This is a genomic window from Stackebrandtia nassauensis DSM 44728, from assembly GCF_000024545.1.
GTDB lineage: Bacteria > Actinomycetota > Actinomycetes > Mycobacteriales > Micromonosporaceae > Stackebrandtia > Stackebrandtia nassauensis.
This window is the reverse complement of record NC_013947.1, coordinates 1483366-1504336: the sequence shown is the minus strand read 5'-3', so window position 1 is coordinate 1504336 and position 20971 is coordinate 1483366. Positions and strand designations below refer to the sequence as shown.

Below are 20971 nucleotides of genomic sequence, written 5' to 3'. Positions count from 1 at the left end.
TGTCGAGTCGTTGTCGAGCGAGTTACGCCAAAAAGTCCGCCACGGCCGTCAGATCCGGTTCGGATGACAGTCGAAGCGCCCGCTTGAAAGCACGCCGCCGTCTTGCCTGTTCGAGGCACTCCGGGGCCGGATGAACGTGTGCTCCCCGGCCGGGCAGCTTCCGTGCGGGGTCGGGCACCAGCCGGACCCCCGTAGCGGGAGTTTCGGGATTGGCGACGACACGCAACAACTCGCTGGCCGACGCGCGATTTCGGCAACCCACACACGTGCGAATAACGTCTGCGCGACGGACCATTGGAAATACTACCTCTACGCGCCGGAGCCGCCCGCTCCCACCTCGGTTTCGGGTGGTGACTCAGGTGACACTTTCGACGGATCCGGTGCGGCGTCGGACTTGATGTCGATGCGCCAGCCGGTCAGCCGGGCCGCCAGCCGGGCGTTCTGGCCCTCGCGGCCGATCGCCAGCGACAGCTGGAAGTCGGGCACGACGACCCGCGCGACCTTGTCGTCCGGGTCCAGCACCTCGACGCTGACCACTTTGGACGGCGACAGGGCGTTGCCGACGAAGGTGGCCGGGTCCTCGGAGTAGTCGATGATGTCGATCTTCTCGCCGTCCAGTTCGCTCATCACCGCGCGCACCCGCGAGCCCATCGGGCCGATGCAGGCGCCCTTGGCGTTGAGGTCGGCGACGGTGGCGCGCACCGCGATCTTGGTGCGGTGCCCGGCCTCGCGGGCCACCGCGGCGATCTCCACCAGGCCGTCGGCGATCTCGGGGACCTCGGCGGCGAACAGCTTCTTCACCAGGTTGGGGTGCGAGCGCGACACCGTGATCTGCGGGCCGCGCGGGCCCCGCGAGACCTGCACGACCGCCGCCCGCAACCGCCGCCCGTGCGAGTAGTTCTCGCCGGGGACCTGCTCGACGTGCGGCAGCATCGCCTCGATCTTGCCGAGGTCGACCATGACGGTGCCCTTCTCGGAGGCACCCTCGTGGGCCTGGATCACGCCGGTGACGACATCGCCCTCCAGGCTGGCGAACTCGCCGAAGTTGACGTCGTCGGTGGCCTCGCGCAGCCGCTGCATGATCACCTGCTTGGCGGTCATGGCCGCGATGCGCCCGAAGTCGTCGGGGGTGTCGTCCCATTCCCGGACGACGTTGCCCTCGGCGTCGACCTCCCGGGCCCGCACCGTGACGGTGCCGGTCTCACGGTTGACCTCCACGCGCGCGTGGGACTGCGCGTCCGGTGTGTGCCGGTAGGCGGTCAACAGGGCGCTTTCAATGGCATCGATGATCGTGTGGAACGGGATGTCTCGCTCGTGTTCCAGGGACCGCAGAGCCACCAGATCGATATGCACCGCCTACTCCTGTCTTTCTTTGCTCGCCGATCGGGAGAACTCCAGCTGCACTCGCCCGGGACCAAGATCACCGTACGCCACCCTGCGGGTGCCATCGGACAGTTCCAGCTCGACATTCTCGTCGTCGGCGGCGTGGATACGGGCGGTGACAGTGGCATCGGACAGCCGGACGCTCACCAGTCGGCCGACGTTGCGGCGCCAGTGCCTCGGCAGTGTCAACGGACGATCGACCCCCGGCGACGAAACCTCCAAAGTGTAGGAGTTCGTCGCAAAGGGACCATCATCGGCCTCGGATTTGTCCAGCGCCTTGGAGAGCACACGCGAGACCGAGGCGATCGCGTCGAGGTCGACGCCCGCGTCCCGGTCCACAAGCACCCGTACCAGGGTGCGCCGTCCCGCCTGCGACACCTTGAGTTCCTCAAGGTCGTAACCGGCTTCGGCGAGCACGGGTTCCAGTACCGCCAAGATCCGCTTCCGTGTCACGTCGGCCACGCGCACCCCCTATTTGAATGAGTTTCTCGCCCGCGAGCGTAGCCGAAACCGCCGGACGGCGCAGGGCCGCGCCCACCGGCACGCCGCGTCGGTCCGTGAGGGCCTGTCACACTTATGCCGTGTCTGTCAACGGGTCCTGCGGTTACCGCAGGCGCGAATTTCTGCTGGCCGGGCTGGCCGCCGTCCTGTCCACCTCGGCCTGCACCGCCGTATCCGGTGAACCGGGCTCGCTGGACAGCGGCAAGGTGCTGCGGCCGGTGCTGAAGACCTCCCGCGAACTGGCCGCCGCCTACGAGGCCGCCGCGAAGGACCATCCGCAACTGGGTAAGACGCTGGAAGTCCTGCGGGACAACCATTCCGAGCACGCCAAGGCGCTGGCGAGGATTCTGGGCGACGAAGACGGCGAACCGGCGGAAGCCGGCGACGGGTCGCTGGATTCGCTGCGGCAGGCCGAGTCGAAGGCGTCGAAGGCGGCCGTGGAGGCCTGCGCCGGGGCCCCGGACGAATTCGCCGTTCTGCTCGGCGAGATCGCGGCCTGCCGCGCAACGCACCACGATGTACTTAAGGTGTTGTGATGGCGGATAAGGGACTGAAACTGGGCCTGCGGACCGAGTACGAGGCCGTCTACGCCTATTCGCTGGCCGGGGCGCAGCTGACCGGCAAGGCCCTGGAGGCCGCCCAGTCCAACGAGAAGGTCCACCGCGACCGCCGTGACGACATCATGGTGCGCATGACCAAGGCCGGGGACGAGCCACCGGCCGAGGAGGCCGCGTACCAGCTGCCCGGCGAGGTCACCGACGAGAAGAGCGCCAAGGCGCTGCTGTCCGAGATCGAGCTGCGGACCACCAGCATGTGGCGCAGCGTGCTCGCCGATACCACCGGTGGCGACCGCAAGGCCGCCGCCAAGGCCTACTCCTCCAGCGCGGTGACGATGGCCCGCTGGAAACGCGCGTTGGGCGAATCGCCGTCCACGACCGCGTTTCCGGGACGGCCGTTATGTTTCCCAGGTTGACGGCGCTTCCAGAATTCAACCGTTTGGCCGGTGTCACCAGTGGTCTCGCGAATGCGAACCTACCGAGTAGGCAATTTGTCGCATTCTATGAAGACGGCGAATTCAGACATACAGAGGTGAAGCGTTGAGCATCAAACACGGGCTACTCGCCCTCCTGGAACGTGGCCCCGCGTACGGGTACCAACTCCGTTCCTCCTTTGAGGAGTCGACCGGCGCCACCTGGCCGCTGAACATCGGGCAGGTCTACACGACCCTCACCAGGCTCGAACGCGACCACCTGGTGCGCGCGCTGCCGGAGAACTCGCAGGGGCAGCGCCCCTATGCCATCACCGACACCGGCCGGGCAGCGCTGGCGGTGTGGTTCTCGACCCCGGTCGCCAGCACCGACCGTCCCCGCGACGAGCTGGCCATCAAGCTGGCCCTGGCGCTGACGACCCCGGGAGTCGACGTTCCGGCGGTGGTACAGACGCAGAGGGTGGCCACGATCCGGTCACTGCAGGAGTACACACAGCTGAAGAAGCAGGCCGGTGAACACGACACGGCCTGGACCCTCATCCTTGACTCCATGATCTTCCGTGCCGAGGCCGAGACCCGGTGGCTTGACCACTGCGAGGCCAGCCTGGTGCGCGAGACGGTCAAGGCCCCGACCCACGACGCGCCGGTCGTCGACGGCGTGGTCACCGAGCATCGGGAGGCATCCCGGCCGTGACGTTGCTGACCCTGTCCGGTGTACACCGCACTCATGGTCGAGGAGAAACCGCCGTGCGTGCCCTGCGCGGCGTGGACATGAGCGTGGGCCCCGGAGAACTGGTCGCCGTCATGGGACCGTCAGGGTCGGGAAAGTCCACTTTGCTGAATATCGCCGGAGGCCTCGACATGCCCACCTCCGGCGAGGTCAGCGTCGACGACACCCCACTGGCCTCGCTGCCCAAGCGGGCCCTGTCACGACTGCGCCGACGGTCCATCGGCTACGTCTTCCAGAACTTCAACCTGGTTCCCAGTCTCACCGCGATCGAGAACGTCGCGCTGCCCCTGGAACTGGACGGCGTCCCGGTACGCAAGGCCCGCGCGGCCGCGGCCGGGTCGCTCGCCGACGTCGGGGTGGGTGACCTGGCGGAACGGTTTCCCGACGACATGTCGGGCGGTCAACAGCAGCGGGTCGCGATAGCGCGCGCCGTGGTGGGCGAGCGGCGCCTCGTCCTGGCCGACGAACCCACCGGCGCGCTGGACTCCCGTACCGGGGAGTCGGTGCTGCGGCTGCTGCGCGCCCGCTGCGACTCCGGCGCCGGCGGGGTGCTCGTCACCCACGACGCCCGGCACGCCGCCTGGGCCGACCGGGTGGTCTTCCTGCGCGACGGGCGGGTCGTGGACGCCGCCGGACCGCTGCCCAGCGTCGATTCGCTGCTGGAGGGCACCACGTGAGCCTGTCGTCCCTGCGGGTGGCATTTCGCATCGCGCGCCGGGACGCCCGCCACACGCTGGGACGCTCGGTGCTCGTGGTGGTTCTGCTGGCGCTGCCGGTCTTCGCCGTCACCGTGGGGGCGAGCCTGCTCGACAGCTTCGAGCCGACCCCGACCGAGAAGGCCACCCGGGACATGGGCGAGGCCGACGCCATCGTGGACTGGGAGTACGACTCGCCGATCGTGCAGGCCCCCACCGAACGCGAGGCCGGGGTCAAACCCGACGGCGGCGACGCCAAGACCGCCGAACACTCCAAGGCCGAGATCCTGGCGAAACTGCCCGAGGGCAGCCGCCTGGTCCAGATCACCGAACGCGACGTCACCGCGCAGACCCCGTCCGGGCAGACGAAGCTCGTGTTCCGGGGCATCCCGTTGCGGGACAAGCTGACCGAAGGAATCCTGTCCGTCGTGGACGGTAGGGCGCCCGGCAAGAACCAGGTGGCGCTGTCGCGGGCGGCGGCCGACCACCTCGGCCTCGACATCGGCGACACGATGCGGCTGCGGGAACCGGCCGGACGCTTCCCGGTAGTGGGGATCGTGGAGGACCCGGCCGCCATCGACGTCGAGTTCGCCGTCGCCCCGCCGGGCACCGTCGACGGCAACCACGAACGCTGGCTCGCCGACACCCCCGGCGACATCGGCTGGGACCAGGTGCGCGAGTACAACGCCGACGGCATGGCCGTGTACTCGCACGCCGTGGCCGCCGACCCGCCCGCGCCGCCACCGCAGTTCACCGTCGAACCCGAGCCCCGGACCCAGACGCTGATCATGATCGGTTTCCTCATCGTCATGATCGGCCTGGAGGTGGTGCTGCTGGCCGGTCCGGCCTTCGCCATCAGCGCCAAACGCCGCACCCGCGAGTTCGGGCTGCTGTCGGCCAACGGCGCCACCCCGGGACAGGTGCGGCACACCGTGCTGGCCGCCGGGATCCTGCTGGGCGGCCTGGCCGCCGTCATCGGCATCGCGCTGGGGGTGGCCACCACCTTCGCGGTCACACCGTTCGCCGAGGACATCGTCGGCGCCCGGATGGCGGGGCTGCGGTTCTGGCCCGCCCTGACGATCCCGGCCGCGCTGCTGGCGATCCTCACCGGACTGCTGGCGGCGCTGGTGCCCGCCTTCACCGTGGCCCGGCAGAGCGTCGTGGCGGCACTGTCCGGGCGACGCGGCGACACCCGGTCCCGCAAACTCTGGCTGATCACCGGGCTGAGCCTGGTGGGCGCGGGTGTGGTGTGCGCGCTGGTCGGGGTGGAGACGCTGGGCGCGCTGCTGCCCGCCGGGGTCGTCATCGCCGAGTTGGGGCTGGTGCTGTGCACCCCGGCGCTGGTGGGCCTGATCTCGCGACTGGGCCGCCACCTGCCGCTGTCGCCGCGGCTGGCGCTGCGCGACGCCGGCCGCAACCGCTCCTCCGCCGCCCCGGCGATCTCGGCGATCATGGCGGTGGTGGCCGCGGGCGTGGCGGCGACGATGTTCCTGGTCGGCGACACCGAGCGGGTCACCGACGGCGCCGGACGCATCGCTCCCATCGGTTCGGTCACCGCCGACGTCCAGGTCTCCTACGACGACCCCGACCATCCCAAGGGGACGGACAAGGCCCGCAAGGCGCTGGAACAGGCCGCCAACGACACCGCCGCGGCGATGCGCGAGCACCTGCCGGTCACCCAGGTGCACCAGTTGCCGTCCATGACCTGCCGAGCCGACAAGCTCGCCGACTTCTGCCAGGTCAAGGTCACCTACCCGAAGCACAAGACCTGCCCGTTCGACGTCAGTGACGGCACCGTCCTGCCCGAGGCCAAGCAGGCCGAGGCCGCCGCGAACCCCAACTGCAAGGCGCGGGCCGACGGCGCGGTCAGTTCGCTGTTGACCTACGGGACCTTCGTCGTCGACGGCGGACAGGTGGGTGCGCTGACCGGGGCCGACCCCGCCGACGTCGCCGCGGCCACCGAGGTCCTCGAGGCCGGGGGCGTCGTCGTCAACGACCCCGACCTCGTCCAGGACGGCAAGGCCACCGTCGAACTGCGCCGCCTCAACGGCGGCCGCGAGGTCAAGCCCGTCGACGCGATGGACCTGCCCGCCCACGCCCTCGACACCGGCAGCCACAACCGGGAGCAGCTGCTGGTCAGCCCGCAGGCGGCCAAAAAGCTGAACCTGATCGAGGGCGACACCATGGAGGTCTTCGGCGCCACCGACCGGATGCCGACCGTCGCCGAGGAGGAGGCGTTCATCCAGGCGCTGTCCGACAAGGGCATCAACGGCGAGACCGCGGGCTCCTCGGCCGAGGACGGGCAACCGCTGGTGCTGGCCAACGTCGTCAAGGAACCCGCCCCGCCGCAGATGATGCGGCTGATCCTGACGCTGCTGGCGATCCTCAGCTCGGCGCTGGCGCTGGCGGCCACCGCCGTGGCCACCGCGCTGACCGCCGCCGAGGCCCGCGCCGACCTGACCACCCTGGGGGCGATCGGGGCCTCCCCGTCGATCCGCCGCAAACTCAGCCTGTGCCAGGCCGGGGTCATCTCGATCCTGGGCACCGTCCTGGGCGTGGCCGCCGGGGTCGGTGCCTGCTGGGTGGTGATGTCGGCGCTCAACGCGCAGCTCGACGACGTCTACCCGCGCGAGCACCTGTTCTCCCCGATGCCACCCTGGAACCACATCCTGATCGCGCTGGTGGCCGTACCGGCCATCGCGATGCTCGGCGCCGGACTGCTGACCCGATCCCGGCTGCCCAGCGAACGACGGGAATGACACGGAAACAAGCGAAAGCCCCGCGTCGCGAGGGGTCAGCCGCGGCGCGGGGCTTTCTTCACGTTCGGGTTGGCTAGCGGTACTTCTCGGGAGTGCCCGCCGAGGGGCCCGAGGTCGGCATGGTGAGGATCTCGTGGCCGGTCTCGGTCACCACGATCATGTGCTCGAACTGGGCCGACCACTTGCGGTCCTTGGTGACGGCCGTCCAGCCGTCGGCCCACATGTCGTGCCGGTAGGTGCCCAGGTTGATCATCGGCTCGATCGTGAAGGTCATGCCGGGCTCCATGATGGTCTTCTGCTTGGGGTTGTCGTAGTGCAGAATGTGGAGTCCGGAGTGGAACGACTCGCCGATGCCGTGGCCGGTGAAGTCACGCACGACGCCGTAGTCGAAACGCTTGGCGTAGGCCTCGATGACGCGTCCGATCACATTGATCTCACGCCCGGGCGCGACGGCCTTGATGCCGCGCATCGTCGCCTCGTAGGTCCGCTCCACAAGGGTGCGGACCTCTTCGTCGACGTCGCCGACCAGGAAGGTGGCGTTGTTGTCGCCGTGCACGCCGTTGATGTAGGCGGTGATGTCGACGTTGACGATGTCGCCGTCCTCGACGACGGTCGAGTCGGGGATGCCGTGGCAGATCACCTCGTTGAGCGAGGTGCAGCAGGACTTCCAGAAGCCCTTGTAGCCCAGGGTGGACGGGTAGGCGCCGTGGTCGCACAGGTACTCGTGCACGAACTTGTCCAGCTCGTCGGTGGTGACGCCCGGCTTGATCTGCTTGCCGACCTCGACCAGCGAATCGGCCGCCAGCCTGCCCGCGATGCGCATCCGCTCGATGGTGTCGGCGTCCTTGACGTGCGAGCCGGTGAACGGCTGCGGTTTGGGTTTGCCGACGTACTCGGGCTTGACGATGTGCGCCGGTACCTCGCGACGCGGAGTTTGGACACCCGGTTTCAGGGCAGCGCGAACAGTCATGGAATCGAGCTTATCCGCCGCCGTCCATACCGCGGCGGCACCTAGTGGTCGGCCTCCAGCTTGCGGCGGTAACGGGCCTCGGCGGCGGTGCCCGCCACGCCCGGCAGGCCGTCGAGGCTGAGCGTGTTGGTCTCCAGCCGTCGTTTGGCGATGTCGGCGTCGCTGCGGCGTTCGTTGACGTCGACGAGCATGGTCCGGTCGCCCTTGAGCTCCATGTACGGGACGCCGTAGCCGCAGGAGTCCGACACCCGGGTCACGTCCACCTCGATGACGCCGCGCACCCCGTGGACGTCCGGCGCGGCGTCGAAACGGGCCAGCAGTTCGGCGAACCGGGGCTCGCCGCGCAGCACCGGGGTGCCGGTGCCGTGCAGCCGCAGGATCTTGGGGCTGCGTCCGAAGGAGCAGAACATCACGCACACCCGGCCGTTCTGGCGCATGTGGGCGGTGCCCTCGACGCCGCTGCCGCCCCAGTCGAGGTAGGCGACCCGGTGCGGTCCGAGGATCTTGAAGGTGCCCGCCATGCCCTTGGGCGAGACGTTGACGTGGCCGGAGTCGCCGCTGGGAGCGGTGCCCACGAAGAACATCGGCTGCTCGTCGATGAACGCGGCCAGCCGCTCGTTTATCTCCTCATAGACGTGTCCCATGGCCACCATCCTCATCGACGGCTAGTGTGAGATCAAGATGTTATGTGCCACAACGTGTTTGCCCGGACAAATCGCTTGCGCCCACGGGAAGTCCGGGGCATGCTGTTAGTTCGACATCTTTTCAACACCCTGGCAACCCAATACCGAGCCGGCGTGGAGTGCGCTCCCGTGCATGACACACCCAACACGGTAGAGCGCCCGGCCTGCCCAACACAGGCTGCGGCTGTCGCTCCACGCCGGCTCGTTTCAATCCCCCCGAGCGCGACGTCGAGCTGTTGACGCGGTATCGCCCGCCGTGAATAATGTCTGGGTTCTCAAGATCGCGCACCACACGCTCCCCGCCGCCGTGCGCGCACTTCTCGTGATTGAAGGATCTCCCATGCGACACAAGAAGCCCGCGTCCGGCTATCGGCAACCGGTTGCTCGCGCGGTCTCGGCCGCCACCAGCTTCGGCCTGGTCGGCGTGCTGGCCGCCGGGTGTCTGGGCGGCGGAAACGACGCCGCGACCGACCCGAACAAGAACGCCGACGCCAAGGAGTACACGCTCACGATCACCTCCAACGCCATCGCCGACGGCAAGAACGCGATCGGCGCCAAGTGGATCGAGGAGTGGGTAATCCCGCAGTTCGAGAAGGCCCAGAAGAAGAAGGGCATCACCGCGAAGGTGAAGTTCGAGCCGCAGGGCGTCGACGACGCCAAGTACAAGTCCAAGATCGGGCTCGACCTGGACTCGGGCAAGGGCGCCGACGTCATCGACATCGACGGCATCTGGGTGGGCGAGTTCGCCGAGTCGGAGTACATCCTGCCGCTGGAGAAGGTCGTCGGCGCCGACAGCATGGAGAAGTGGGACGGCTGGAAGCAGATCCCCGACAACGTCGAGGCCAACGGCACCTACAAGGGCGACAAGTACGGCGTGCCGAAGGGCACCGACGGACGGGTCGTGTTCTACAACAAGAACGTGTTCAAGAAGGCGGGACTGCCGGGTGACTGGCAGCCGAAGAGCTGGGCCGACATCATCGACGCGGCCGAGAAGATCAAGAAGAAGGCCAAGGGCGTGACCCCGTTGCAGATCAACGCGGGCACCGCGATGGGCGAGTCCACCACGATGGAGGCGTTCCTGCCGCTGCTGGCGGGCACCGGCAACGAGATCTTCCAGGACGGCAAGTGGCAGGGCGACACCGACGCCATCCGCGACGTCCTGGGCGTCTACGAGGACACCTACCAGGGCGGCCTGGGCGACGCGACGCTGCAGAAGGAGGCGCAGGGTCGGCAGAAGGCCCAGGAGCGGTTCTCCAAGGACAAGGTCGGGATCATGATGGAGGGCGACTACTTCTGGCGTGACGTCGTCTCGCCCGGTTCCAGCGTCGCCCCGATGAAGAACCGCGACTCCGATGTCGGGTTCGCCAAGATCCCGTCGATGAAACCCGGTTCGGGTGTGGACGGTCAGGACTTCGTGTCGATGTCCGGCGGCGGCACCCAGGTGATCAACCCCAACACCAAGTACCCGCAGCAGGCGTGGGAACTGATGCAGTTCATGGGCTCGGCCAAGGCCGTGAAGGAAGAGGTCGGCGACACGCCGCGCATCACCCAGCGCGAGGACGTCAACTCCGACATCCTGGCCGACGACCCGCTGTTGTCCTTCATCGCCGAGGACGTGGTGCCGGTGACCCGGTTCCGTCCCTCCGACGGCAAGTACGTGAAGGTCTCGGAGGCGTTGCAGAAGGCGACCTACGCGGTCGTCGAGGGCAAGTCCGCGGCCGAGGCGGCCAAGGAATACCAGAAGGCTCTTGAGGACATCGTCGGTGCAGACAAAGTCTCCGGAAGCTGACGGTCCGGCCGTCGAGGCGCCCAGCCACGCGGGTGTCTCGGCGGTCGGCACCCCCAAGGCCAAGGCCGACACCGACGTGGTCGGGCTGGGGCGGTTGCGGGCCATCGGGTTCGTGGCTCCGGCGCTGCTGCTCATCGGCGTGTTCCTGCTGTTCCCCGCATTGTGGACGCTCTACATCGGGGCGACGAACTACGAGCGCAGCGGCGAGAACCACGTCAGTCCCGACTTCGTCGGGATCGACAACGTCACCAAGGTGCTCGGTGATCCGGCGTTCTACCACTCGCTGTGGCTGACGCTGCTGTTCGTGGGCCTGTCGGCGGTGCTGGGGCAGAACGGGCTCGGTTTCGCGCTGGCCTGGTCGCTGCGCAACGTCTCCGGCTGGCTGCGGCGCACCGTGGAGACGCTGGTGCTGCTGGCGTGGATCCTGCCCAGTTCGGTGGTGGCGTTCCTGTGGATCGCGATGCTGGACCGCGACGGCGGCACCGTCAACGCGGTGCTGAACACGCCGGGGCTGGCCTGGCTGGTGGAGTACCCGCTGGCGTCCATTGTGATCTTCAATATCTGGCGCGGCACGGCGTTCTCGATGATGCTGTACGGCGCGGCGCTGTCGGCGGTCCCGCCCTCGCATGTGGAGACCGCGCGGCTGGCCGGTGCCTCCAACGCGCAGACGCTGCGGGACGTGGTGTTCCCGCACATCCGCGGCCACATCCTCACCAACACGCTGCTGATCACACTGTGGACGTTCAACGACTTCACGCCGTTCCTGTTGACGGCGGGCGGTCCGGGTGACGACACCGAGATCGCGGCGGTGTACGTGTACAAGACCGGCCTTCTGGACGGCCAGCTGGGTTACAGCGGTGCGATCTCGCTGTTGATCCTGTTGGCCAACGTGGTGCTGGCGCTGGTGTACCTGCGGATGCTGCGGCGGAGGAACCCGAAATGACGACCAAACCCGCCGCCGGTCACGACGAGGCGCGGCAGGTGGCCCGCAAGGTCGCCGCCCGCATCGGCTTCTACGTCGCCAGCTGTCTGATCGCGGTGTTCTTCGCGCTGCCGCTGCTGTGGCTGATCTCGGCGCCCTTCGACTCCAGTCCCGGCTTCGCCGTGGGCTTCCCGGAGTTCACGCTGTCCAACTTCGCCACCCTGGCCAACAACCGCTACGCCATGTCGTCGCTGGTGAACTCGATCCTGCTGGCGGCCGGGACCACGGTCTTCGTGGTCGTCGGCGCGGCGCTGGCGTCCTACGCGCTGTCGCGGGTGCGGATACCGGGGCGGGACGCGCTGCTGTACATCCTGCTGCTGTTGTCGAGTGTGGTCACCGGGACGGCGGCGATGGTGCCGCTGTACCTGCTGATCTCCGAGATCGGCGCCGGGGTGCACCCGTCGCTGGGCATCGACTCGCGGTTCGCGGTGATGCTGGTGATGGCGGGCGGACTGCTGCCCGCGGCGATCTTCATGCTCAAGGACTTCATCGACACCATCCCGAAGTCCTATGAGGAGTCGGCCCGGGTGTTCGGCGCCTCGCCGCTGCGCACCCTCAAGGACGTCGTCGCGCCGCTCATCGCGCCCGGCCTGGCCACCATCACCGTGTGGTCGGTGGTCAACGTGTGGGGCAACTTCCTCGTCCCGTTCATCCTGTTGCGCGACCCTGAGAAACAACCCGGCGCGGTGCTCATGCAGACCATGTACACCGAGGCCGGTCAACCCAACCTGGCGCTTTTGGGCGCGTTCTCGCTGGTGTACTCGCTGCCGGTCGTGGTGCTGTACCTGTTCGTCGCACGCCGCTACGGTTTCCGCTTCCACGGAGGTATCAAGAGCTGATGTCCGGTATCGATCTGACGGCCGTGACCAAGGTGTACCCCGGTGGGGTGAAGGCCCTGGACGACCTGAACCTGTCCATCGCCGACGGCGAGTTCTTCGCGCTCTTGGGCCCGTCCGGCTGCGGCAAGACCACGCTGCTGCGCACCATCGCGGGCCTGGAGGACGCCACCAAGGGGACACTGTCCATCGGGGAGCGCGACGTGACCCGCAAGCCGCCCGGCTCCCGCGAGGTGGCGATGGTGTTCCAGGACTACGCGCTGTTCCCGCACATGTCGGTGGCCGACAACATCGCCTACCCGCTCAAGATCAAGGGCCGTCCCAAGGCCGAACGCTACGCCAAGGTCGACGAGGTCTCCGGTCAGCTGGGGCTGGCGAAACTGCTGGACCGCAAGCCCGGCGCGCTGTCGGGCGGGCAGCAGCAGCGGGTCGCGCTGGCGCGGGCGGTGGCCTGCCACCCGCAGGTGTTCCTGTTCGACGAGCCACTGTCGAACCTGGACGCCCGGCTGCGGCTGGAGGCGCGCACGTTCCTGAAGAAGCTCCAGCGCGAGCTCGGCGTCACCACGGTCTTCGTCACCCACGACCAGGCCGAGGCGCTGGCGTTGGCGGATCGGATCGCGGTCATGGACGCGGGCCAGATCCGGCAGCTGGGCACCCCGCGCGAGGTGTTCTCGCGCCCGGCCGACACCTTCGTGGCCAACTTCATCGGCTCGACCCCGATGAACCTGTTGCCGGGCACCGTCACCGACGGCGAACTGGTGATTGGCGACGACAGGCTGGCGCTGCCGGAACCGGTGGCGCCGCAGGTCGGCGAGGGCGACAAGGTCGTCGTCGGCGTGCGGCCGGAGTACCTGGAGCTGACCGTGGGCGAGGGCCCCGGGCTGACCGGCGAAGTGTCCATCCTGGAGAACCTGGGGACCTCGACACTGGTGACGGTGGCCTGCGGCGAACTGAACGTCGGCGCGACGGTGCCCGAAGAGGACGAACCCACACCGGGCCAGAGGGTGCACCTGAAACCGGTCCCGGGACGGCTGCTGGTCTACCGCGACGGCGACGGCACCCTCATCAACGGCGGCTGACGGCCAGGAAACGGGGAACTGCGATGGCGGCCGAGACCACACTGACCGGTGTCTGGACGCCCGGCGATCGGGCCGAGGGCTTCTACCGGTACCTGCCGTTCGAGGTGCCCACCGGGACGAACGCGGTGCGGGTGCGGCTGGAGTACCCGCGCGCGGGCGGCGTGCTGGACCTGGGTTGCTTTGGCGCGGAAGGCTTTCGGGGCTGGTCGGGCGGCGCCCGCGACCGCTGTGAGATCGGCGAGTCGGCCGCGACCCCCGGCTACCTGCCGGGCGAACTCGAAACCGGACAGTGGAATGTGGTGCTCGGTCTGCACCGGGTGCCGCAACCGCTGGAGTACACCGTCACGATCGCGACCTCGGCCGATCCGGTGACCCGCGTCGAGGAACGGGTGCCGGTCGCCACCGAGCGCCGTCCCCGCCGCGACCTGCCCGCTCCCACCGGGATGCGTTGGGCGGCGGGCGATCTGCACTCCCACTCCGAGCACTCCGACGGGACGCTCAGCCTCGACGCGCTCGCCGCGTCGGCGGCGTCCGCCGGGCTGGACTTCCTGGCGGTCACCGACCACAACACCGTCAGCCACCACCCGCACCTGGCCGCCGCCGGTGACCGGCACGGCGTCCTGCTGCTGCCCGGCCAGGAGGTGACCACCGAACGCGGGCACGCCAACGCCTTCGGGCCGCTGCCGTGGATCGACTTCCGCCGTCCGGCCCAACACTGGCTCGAGACCACCGAGGCCGCCGGTGGCCTGCTGTCGGTCAACCACCCCATCGCGGTCGACTGCGCCTGGCGCCAGCACCTGTCCCGCCCCGCCCCGCTGGCCGAGGTGTGGCACTGCACCTGGCGCGACCGCACCTGGAGCGGCCCACTGGCGTGGTGGCTGGCCAACGGCACGGCCACCACCGCGATCGGCGGCTCCGACTTCCACGAACCCGGCCGCGACCGCCCGCTCGGCCAACCCACCACCTGGGTCCTGGTCCCCGACGGCGAGCCGACGGTGGCGGCGGTCCTGGAGGCCCTGCGAACCGGCACGGTCGCGATCGCGGCCGACATCGACGGCCCGGCGCTGCTGCGCGTCGAGGACGAACTGGTCGCGGTGGCCGCCGACGGCGCGATCCTCAGCGACTACTCGGGACGACGCCGACTGGTGCGCGGCGAGACGGCCCGGTTCCCCGCCCCGGCGGGACCGCACTGGCTGGAGGACTCCCGCACCACGGTGCTGGCGATCGCGAACTGACAGCCCGGATTCAGTCGTCGCTGAGGCAGTACACCAGCGTGCGCACCGGCTCGCCCCGGTGGGCGGCGAGCATGGCGTCGATGTGGGTGGCCGCGTCCGGGACGTCCACGCGCAGGTTCTTCGCGTAGGCGCGGGCCGAGTGGCAGGCCGGGAACTCGTGGGTGTCGTCGGTGTACTCGCGCATGTACCAGCCGCGCGGTTCGCCACCCATCGAGCGGATGTTCAGTCCGTCCAGTGTGGGCACGAAGTCGTGGGAGTTGACGATGGACGCCACCTTGGTGCGCCGGTCGATCGCGCGTTTGGCGTCGATGGGCGCGCCGATGGCGATCACGTGGGTGACGGTGTGGCGGGCGCAGAATCCCGCGTTGCCCGCCAGGTTCATGGCCGCCGCGCCGCCCTCGCTGTGGCCCACGAGGGCCAGGTCGACGCCGCCGGGTACGCCCGCGTGCAGCAGCGCCTTCATGATGGCGCGGGTGTAGGGCGAGTCGGGACGCAGCACGTTGTTGATGGCGCCCACCAGGTCCTGCGGTGACTCCTGACGCGGGGCGCCGACCGCCATGCCCGGCGCCAGCAGCAGGTAGCGGGTGAGGCCGTCGGGGCCGCGGGTCTCGCGGATCGCGATCAGGCCCCGGGTGCCCAGGTCGGCGATGGCGTCCATGTAGTCGGCGATGCCCGCGCCGATCGACAGTTCCGGTGGGGCGGCCATGAGTTCGGCGCGGCCCGCGCCGGTGTCGAAACCGGCGACCCGGTCCAGGTTGACGCCCGCCAGCGGTTCGACGGTGACGCGCTCCCCCACCAGCACGTTCCAGCCGAAGCGGTCGTTGAACGGGTTCTCGTCCAGCAGTGCCAGGGTGGCGCCCAGTTCGGTGAAGGCCGGTGCCAGCAGCGCGATCGCGGTCTCGGTGCCCCGGTCCCGCTGGATCTGGCGGAACGCCCGCACCGCGTCCAGTTGTCGGTCGTCGAACAGGGCGTCGATGAGCCGCCGCAGTGGCTCGTACTCGGTCATCTCGGGGTGGTCTTCGACGATGTCGGCCATCCGCAGCCGCATCGCCAGTACCGCGACCCGCGCGGCCAGGCTCTCCTGTCCGGTGACCGTGCCCGCGTAGGCGGCCAGCCCGGCCAGGACCCGCATCGGGGTCTTGTAGGCGCCGGCCAGCCGGGTGGGACGGTGCGGCAGCCGCTCGTCGCGGCGCACCGCCGACACCGAATAGCCCAGCCCGCCGGGGTCGGTGAGCGCCGCCAGCAGCCGCGCCCACGCGTGCACCGCCCGCCGGGGCGAGCGCCACAGCTGCCGGGCCAGGTCGGGGTGGGTCAACACCGAGGTCAGCCGCAGCGAGGCCCGCCGGATGCCGTGCGCGACCCGCGCGATCACCGCCGCGGGTTCCTCGGCGATCTCGGTGACCGGCCGGGGCCGCATGCTGATGCGGTGGGCCGCCGGACGGTTGCCCTGGCAGGCCTCCATCGCGTAGGCGGCCCGGCCGAGATCGCAGGCGGCGCGGCGGCACTGCCGGGCGTAGCCGTGCAGTGCGCGGGCCTCGGCGGCGGCCACGGAGCCCGACAGCGCGTCGAGTACCTCGGCGTCGTCGCGCAGTTGCAGAGCGGTCAAGGTGACGGCCTCGGTCAGCACGGTCATGGCGGTCCCTCCCCGCCGCTCATCATGCCGCCGACGGGCCGGGTGCGGGCCCGAACCGGGCAAGGTCGCGGCCCGGACGCGACAACGGTCGGTCCCGCGCATCGCGCGGGACCGGCCGGTACGGCGTGGACTCAGTCGTCGGCTTCGGAGTTGAGCGTCTTGCCGCTGTCGGCGTCGAGCGTGTACTCGGTGGCCGAGCCGTTGTCGTTCAGGGTCACCTGCCAGGTCGGGTCGCCGCCGCCGTCGGGGACGTCGAAGTCGACCCCGGTGACGTCACCGGGGTGGTCCTTGGCGGCCCGTTTGGCGGCGTCCTGTGCGGACAGTTTGGCGTCGGCGAGCTGCGCGAGGTCCTCGTCGAGGTCGTTGTCCTTGTTGTTGGACTCCACCTTGGTGCCGTCGGCCGAGACCCGCAGTTCGTACTCGGCCTTGGTGCCCTCCGCGACGGTAGTCTCCCACTGCTGACCGCCGCTGTCGTCGTCACGGTCCAGGTCGAGGACCTTGCCGCCCTTGACGTCGGCGGCCGCGGTGTCCATCGCGGCGACCGCGATCTTGGCGCCACTGCCCACATTGGGGTCCGGCGACGCCGCCCCGTCGTCTCCGGAGGCGGAGGCCGAGGTGGAGTCGTCCTTGTCGTTGTCGCCGGCATCGTCGTCGCCGTCGCCGCAGGCCCCCAGCAGGACGACGGACAGGGCGGCGGCTCCAACAGCGGAAATGACGTTACGTGTTCGCATGGTCGCGATCATATTGCCCGCCGCGCCCCCGCTTCCGCCAATTCGTCAACTTCGGACTATCGCGTCGGTGGCACCGGATCCGTATGCTGGGCGGAAATCCGTCCTGAGAATTCCCGAGGTGAGTGCCATGTCCCAGCAGGTGCGCGGAGTGATCGCCGCGGCCAAGAACGCCGAGGTGAGTATCGAGACCATTGTGGTGCCCGATCCCGGTCCCGGTGAGGCGCTGGTGAGGGTGCGGGCGTGCGGGGTGTGCCACACCGACGTGCACTACCGCGACGGCGGCATCAACGACGAATACCCGTTCCTGTTGGGCCACGAGGCTTCCGGCGTCGTGGAGGCCGTCGGGCCGGACGTCACCGACGTCGCGCCCGGCGACTTCGTGATCCTCAACTGGCGGGCGGTGTGCGGCGACTGCCGGGCCTGCCGCCGGGGCCGGTCCCAGTACTGCTTCAACACCCACAACGCCACCCAGAAGATGACCCTTGTGGACGGCACCGAGCTGAGCCCGGCACTGGGCATCGGGGCCTTCGCGGAGAAGACCCTGGTCGCCGCGGGACAGTGCACCAAGGTCGACCCGGAAGCGTCCCCGGCGGTCGCCGGACTGCTGGGCTGCGGCGTCATGGCCGGAATCGGCGCCGCCGTCAACACCGGCAACGTCGGCCGCGGCGACTCGGTGGCGGTCATCGGCTGCGGCGGCGTCGGCAGCGCGGCTGTCGCGGGTTCCCGGCTGGCGGGCGCGAGCCGCATCATCGCCATCGACGTCGACCGGCGCAAACTCGACTGGGCCAAGCAGCTGGGCGCCACCCACACCGTGGACGCCTACGGTGTCGACGTGGTCGAGGCGGTGCGGGAGCTGACCGACGGCAACGGCGCCGACGTCGTCATCGAGGCCGTCGGCCGCCCCGAGACCTACGAGCAGGCGTTCTACGCGCGCGACCTGGCGGGCACGGTGGTGCTGGTCGGAGTGCCGACGCCCGACATGCGGCTGGAGTTGCCGCTGCTGGACGTGTTCGCGCGCGGCGGCGCCCTGAAGTCCTCCTGGTACGGCGACTGCCTGCCGTCGCGGGACTTCCCGATGCTGATCGACCTGTACCGGCAGGGACGGCTCGACCTGGACGTGTTCGTGTCCGAGACGATCGGCCTGGACGACGTGGAGGCGGCCTTCACGCGCATGGGCCGCGGCGAGGTGCTGCGATCGGTGGTGGAGCTGTGAGGATCACGGTCGAGAAGGTCATCACGTCCGGGGTGTTCACACTGGACGGAGGCAGTTGGGACGTCGACAACAACGTCTGGCTGATCGGCACCGACACCGAGGTGCTGGTCATCGACGCCGCGCACGACTCGCGCGCGATCGCCAAGGCGGTCGGCGACCGGCGGGTGAGCGCGATCGTGTGCACCCACGCCCACAACGACCACGTCAACGCGGCCCCCAAGCTGGCCCGGGCGCTGTCGGGCGAGGTCCCGATCCTGCTGCACCCCGACGACCGGGTGCTGTGGGACCAGACCCACCCCGACCGCGCCCCTGACGCCGACCTCAGCGACGGTCAGACCCTCACCATCGGCGGGCTGCGCTTGGAGGTGCTGCACACGCCGGGGCACGCTCCCGGCGCGGTGTGCCTGTACGCGCCGCAGCTGGGGGCGGTGTTCACCGGCGACACGCTGTTCGAGGGCGGCCCGGGCGCCACCGGACGTTCCCACAGCGACCGGGACACGCTGGTGGCGTCCATCAAGGCCAAGCTGATGGAACTGCCGCCCGAAACGGTCGTCCACACCGGACACGGCCCCGACACCACCATCGGTGCCGAGGCGGACAACCTGACCTGACGGCTCGGGCTCACGGGGAGCTACGACTACGGCTTCCAGCCCGGGTCGCGTCCCGACAGGCCCACGGCCCGGTCGATGGCCGGGGCGTCGTCCGGCACCGTCACGATCGGCCCGAACGCGGGGTTGTTCTCGCGCGAAGCGGGGTCGTCGGCGTCCTGTCCCATGAACTCGACCGTCACGGCCACCGCCGCCGGATCCGTCCGGTACGGCTGACCGGTCGCCGTGGCCAGGTCCCAACCGTGGACGAGCAGCTCGTTGAGCGCCACCAGGCGCCACACCGACCGCGGCAGTTCCACACCCGCGGCCCGCGCCTGCCCCTCGTCGGCGGCGGGGTCGCGCCAGGCTTCGCCGAGTTCCGTCAGCCGCCCCGGCAACAGCTCCCGCCACCGCGGATCCAGGTCCTCGGCGCGCGCGTGCGGCGGGTCGTCGGACAACCCCTCGTCCTGCTTGCGCGCTATCCACGTGAAAGCCGAGGAAAAGCCCATGATGTGGTCCAGCAGCGCGGCCACCGTGTACTCGCCGCACGGGGTCGGCGCGGTCAGGTGCTCGTCGCGCACCCCGCTCAACAGCGCGGCGACGTGCTGGGTGGAGGCGGTCAGGTCGATGGACATGGGGTACTCCTGTCATAGGGTTCTGTGGGTAGACGGTAATCGCGGCCGGGACTCATCGGTGCGGACGAAAGTTTTCGCATCCGGTCGCCGAGCTTGCGACACTGGATACATGCCGGAGCTACCCGAGGTGGAGGCGCTCGCGGACTTCCTGCGCCGCCGGGCGGTGTCGCACGAGGTCAAACGCGTCGACGTCGCCTCGATCACCGCGCTGAAGACCTTCGACCCGCCCCCGACGGCGCTGCACGGCCGCCGGATCACCGCCGTGGACCGGCACGGCAAGTTCCTCGACCTGGACGCCGACGGCACCCACCTGATCTTCCACCTGGCCCGCGCCGGTTGGCTGCGCTGGAACGACAAGCTCGCGGCCACGCCGCTGCGGCCCGGCAAACACCCGCTGGCGCTGCGGCTGGCCCTCGACGACGGTTCCGGGTTCGACCTGTCCGAGGCCGGAACGAAGAAACGGCTGGCCGTGTACGTCGTGTCCGACCCCGCGCAGGTCCCCGGCATCGCCGGTCTCGGGCCCGATCCGCTGGCCGAGTCGTTCACCGAGGCGGCGTTCGCGGCGGTGCTGTCGGGCCGCCGCACCCAGATCAAGGGCCTGCTGCGGGACCAGAAACTGATCGCGGGCATCGGCAACGCCTACTCCGACGAGATCCTGCACGCCGCCCGGATGTCGCCGTTCAAGCTCGCCGACTCGCTCACCGACACCGACGTGTCCGTCCTCTATGAAGCGATGGTCGACACGCTGCGGACCGCGGTGGCGGCGTCGTCGGGTTCGGCGGCCAAGGATCTCAAGGCGCACAAGCACGACAGCCTGCGCGTCCACGGCCGCGCCGGGCAGCCGTGCCCGGTGTGCGGCGACACCATCGCCGAGGTCTCGTTCGCCGACTCGGCGCTGCAGTACTGCCCGACCTGCCAGACCGGCGGCAGGAAACTCGCCGACCGTCGGATGTCGCGGCTGCTGAAGTAGCCCGGTTTTCGTCCGAGCGGCAACGTATGGTCGCAGCGGACACAACCCCGTTCATGGAGGTCGAGTGGCGACAGGACGCGGCTATCCGGGCACCGCGGCGATCGAGACCCTGGTGGCGATGCGTCGCGCCCGCGACCTCATCGACGGCCACTACTCCCGGCCGCTCGACCTGGACGCGATGGCCGCTGCCGCCGGATACAGCCGGTTCTACTTCGTGCGGGCGTTTCGCGCCGCCTACGGCACCACTCCCAGCCGCTACCTGAGCCGTCGCCGCGTCGAACGGGCCCAGGAACTGCTGCGGGTCGCGAACCTCACCGTCACCGAGGTCTGTTACCTGGTGGGTTTCGCCAGCCTCGGCTCCTTCAGTTCCCGGTTCACCGAACTGGTCGGCGTCAGCCCCTCGGAGTTCCAGCGCCGCGCCCACCGCGCGGGCCCGCCCCCGATCCCCGGCTGCTTCCTGCTGATGTCCGCCGGACCCATGCCCGCCGACGCCGCGAAGAGCGCAATTCAGGAGAAGCCTTCCCCGTCCGCCACCCCTTAGCGTCGAACCCGAACCGACAACAAGGAGAGCA

The 20971-nt window shown here is 69.6% G+C and carries 22 protein-coding genes; 14 read left to right on the top strand and 8 right to left on the bottom strand.

The window, feature by feature from the left end:
* Positions 1–22 precede the first annotated feature (22 nt).
* Genes SNAS_RS33775 through rimP form a run of 3 tightly spaced genes read right to left on the bottom strand, consistent with a single transcriptional unit; the run spans position 23 to position 1845 of the window.
* A complete protein-coding gene (locus SNAS_RS33775; RefSeq protein ID WP_083787042.1) occupies positions 23–295 on the bottom strand; it encodes a YlxR family protein in 273 nt (90 codons plus the stop codon).
* 14 nt (positions 296–309) lie between these two features.
* Complete coding sequence (gene nusA, locus SNAS_RS06990) at positions 310–1353, bottom strand: transcription termination factor NusA (protein WP_013016697.1); 1044 nt, start codon at positions 1351–1353, stop codon at positions 310–312.
* A 3-nt stretch (positions 1354–1356) separates the two neighbouring features.
* Complete coding sequence (gene rimP, locus SNAS_RS06985; protein ID WP_013016696.1) at positions 1357–1845, bottom strand: ribosome maturation factor RimP; 489 nt, start codon at positions 1843–1845, stop codon at positions 1357–1359.
* Between the two features lie 119 nt (positions 1846–1964).
* On the opposite strand from rimP, the gene SNAS_RS06980 reads away from it, so the two are divergent.
* The 5 genes from SNAS_RS06980 to SNAS_RS06960 all read left to right on the top strand — a co-directional run bounded on the left by SNAS_RS06980 (position 1965) and on the right by SNAS_RS06960 (position 7056).
* The gene (locus tag SNAS_RS06980) at positions 1965–2420 is read left to right on the top strand and encodes a hypothetical protein (RefSeq protein WP_041624606.1); all 456 of its coding nucleotides are present in this window, start codon (positions 1965–1967) and stop codon (positions 2418–2420) included.
* Positions 2420–2857 (top strand): ferritin-like domain-containing protein, encoded by a 438-nt coding sequence (locus SNAS_RS06975; RefSeq protein WP_013016694.1) that lies wholly within the window; start codon positions 2420–2422, stop codon positions 2855–2857. The genes SNAS_RS06980 and SNAS_RS06975 overlap by 1 nt, the downstream gene beginning before the upstream one ends.
* A gap of 124 nt (positions 2858–2981) precedes the next feature.
* Complete coding sequence (locus SNAS_RS06970) at positions 2982–3566, top strand: PadR family transcriptional regulator (RefSeq protein ID WP_013016693.1); 585 nt, start codon at positions 2982–2984, stop codon at positions 3564–3566.
* Positions 3563–4279, top strand: coding sequence for an ABC transporter ATP-binding protein (locus tag SNAS_RS06965; RefSeq protein ID WP_013016692.1), 717 nt, complete (start codon positions 3563–3565; stop codon positions 4277–4279). The genes SNAS_RS06970 and SNAS_RS06965 overlap by 4 nt, the downstream gene beginning before the upstream one ends.
* Positions 4276–7056, top strand: coding sequence for an FtsX-like permease family protein (locus SNAS_RS06960; protein ID WP_013016691.1), 2781 nt, complete (start codon positions 4276–4278; stop codon positions 7054–7056). The genes SNAS_RS06965 and SNAS_RS06960 overlap by 4 nt, the downstream gene beginning before the upstream one ends.
* A gap of 73 nt (positions 7057–7129) precedes the next feature.
* Here SNAS_RS06960 and map read toward each other — a convergent pair whose 3' ends face one another.
* Together map and SNAS_RS06950 are read right to left on the bottom strand one after the other, a co-directional pair.
* Positions 7130–8026 carry a type I methionyl aminopeptidase gene (gene map / locus SNAS_RS06955; protein WP_013016690.1) on the bottom strand — a complete coding sequence of 299 codons (897 nt, stop codon included), beginning with the start codon at positions 8024–8026 and terminating at the stop codon, positions 7130–7132.
* A 41-nt stretch (positions 8027–8067) separates the two neighbouring features.
* A complete protein-coding gene (locus tag SNAS_RS06950; protein ID WP_013016689.1) occupies positions 8068–8670 on the bottom strand; it encodes a pyridoxamine 5'-phosphate oxidase family protein in 603 nt (200 codons plus the stop codon).
* 379 nt (positions 8671–9049) lie between these two features.
* On the opposite strand from SNAS_RS06950, the gene SNAS_RS06945 reads away from it, so the two are divergent.
* From SNAS_RS06945 to SNAS_RS06925, 5 genes are read left to right on the top strand one after another with little or no spacing between them, the layout of a single operon-like run.
* Positions 9050–10498, top strand: coding sequence for an extracellular solute-binding protein (locus tag SNAS_RS06945; RefSeq protein WP_013016688.1), 1449 nt, complete (start codon positions 9050–9052; stop codon positions 10496–10498).
* Positions 10473–11441: a carbohydrate ABC transporter permease gene (locus SNAS_RS06940; RefSeq protein WP_013016687.1), complete on the top strand. Its 969-nt coding sequence runs from the start codon at positions 10473–10475 to the stop codon at positions 11439–11441. Before SNAS_RS06945 ends, SNAS_RS06940 begins: the two co-directional genes overlap by 26 nt.
* Positions 11438–12319 (top strand): carbohydrate ABC transporter permease, encoded by an 882-nt coding sequence (locus tag SNAS_RS06935; protein WP_013016686.1) that lies wholly within the window; start codon positions 11438–11440, stop codon positions 12317–12319. Before SNAS_RS06940 ends, SNAS_RS06935 begins: the two co-directional genes overlap by 4 nt.
* Positions 12319–13395 (top strand): ABC transporter ATP-binding protein, encoded by a 1077-nt coding sequence (locus SNAS_RS06930; protein ID WP_013016685.1) that lies wholly within the window; start codon positions 12319–12321, stop codon positions 13393–13395. Before SNAS_RS06935 ends, SNAS_RS06930 begins: the two co-directional genes overlap by 1 nt.
* A gap of 23 nt (positions 13396–13418) precedes the next feature.
* Positions 13419–14630, top strand: a complete 1212-nt coding sequence (locus tag SNAS_RS06925; protein ID WP_013016684.1) for a CehA/McbA family metallohydrolase — start codon at positions 13419–13421, stop codon at positions 14628–14630.
* A gap of 10 nt (positions 14631–14640) precedes the next feature.
* Here SNAS_RS06925 and SNAS_RS06920 read toward each other — a convergent pair whose 3' ends face one another.
* On the bottom strand, positions 14641–16263 hold the full coding sequence (locus tag SNAS_RS06920) for an alpha/beta hydrolase family protein (protein ID WP_013016683.1): 1623 nt from the start codon (positions 16261–16263) through the stop codon (positions 14641–14643).
* A gap of 131 nt (positions 16264–16394) precedes the next feature.
* Positions 16395–16994, bottom strand: a complete 600-nt coding sequence (locus SNAS_RS32485; RefSeq protein ID WP_144300418.1) for a PepSY domain-containing protein — start codon at positions 16992–16994, stop codon at positions 16395–16397.
* A 127-nt stretch (positions 16995–17121) separates the two neighbouring features.
* On the opposite strand from SNAS_RS32485, the gene SNAS_RS06910 reads away from it, so the two are divergent.
* Together SNAS_RS06910 and SNAS_RS06905 are read left to right on the top strand one after the other, a co-directional pair.
* The gene (locus tag SNAS_RS06910; RefSeq protein WP_013016681.1) at positions 17122–18207 is read left to right on the top strand and encodes an S-(hydroxymethyl)mycothiol dehydrogenase; all 1086 of its coding nucleotides are present in this window, start codon (positions 17122–17124) and stop codon (positions 18205–18207) included.
* Positions 18204–18818 (top strand): MBL fold metallo-hydrolase, encoded by a 615-nt coding sequence (locus SNAS_RS06905; RefSeq protein WP_013016680.1) that lies wholly within the window; start codon positions 18204–18206, stop codon positions 18816–18818. The genes SNAS_RS06910 and SNAS_RS06905 overlap by 4 nt, the downstream gene beginning before the upstream one ends.
* Positions 18819–18844: 26 nt before the next feature.
* On the opposite strand, the gene SNAS_RS06900 is transcribed toward SNAS_RS06905, so the two are convergent.
* A complete protein-coding gene (locus tag SNAS_RS06900) occupies positions 18845–19429 on the bottom strand; it encodes a TIGR03086 family metal-binding protein (RefSeq protein ID WP_013016679.1) in 585 nt (194 codons plus the stop codon).
* A gap of 109 nt (positions 19430–19538) precedes the next feature.
* On the opposite strand from SNAS_RS06900, the gene SNAS_RS06895 reads away from it, so the two are divergent.
* Both SNAS_RS06895 and SNAS_RS06890 read left to right on the top strand, forming a co-directional pair.
* The gene (locus SNAS_RS06895; RefSeq protein ID WP_013016678.1) at positions 19539–20399 is read left to right on the top strand and encodes an Fpg/Nei family DNA glycosylase; all 861 of its coding nucleotides are present in this window, start codon (positions 19539–19541) and stop codon (positions 20397–20399) included.
* A 64-nt stretch (positions 20400–20463) separates the two neighbouring features.
* On the top strand, positions 20464–20940 hold the full coding sequence (locus SNAS_RS06890) for a helix-turn-helix transcriptional regulator (RefSeq protein ID WP_013016677.1): 477 nt from the start codon (positions 20464–20466) through the stop codon (positions 20938–20940).
* Positions 20941–20971: the final 31 nt, after the last annotated feature.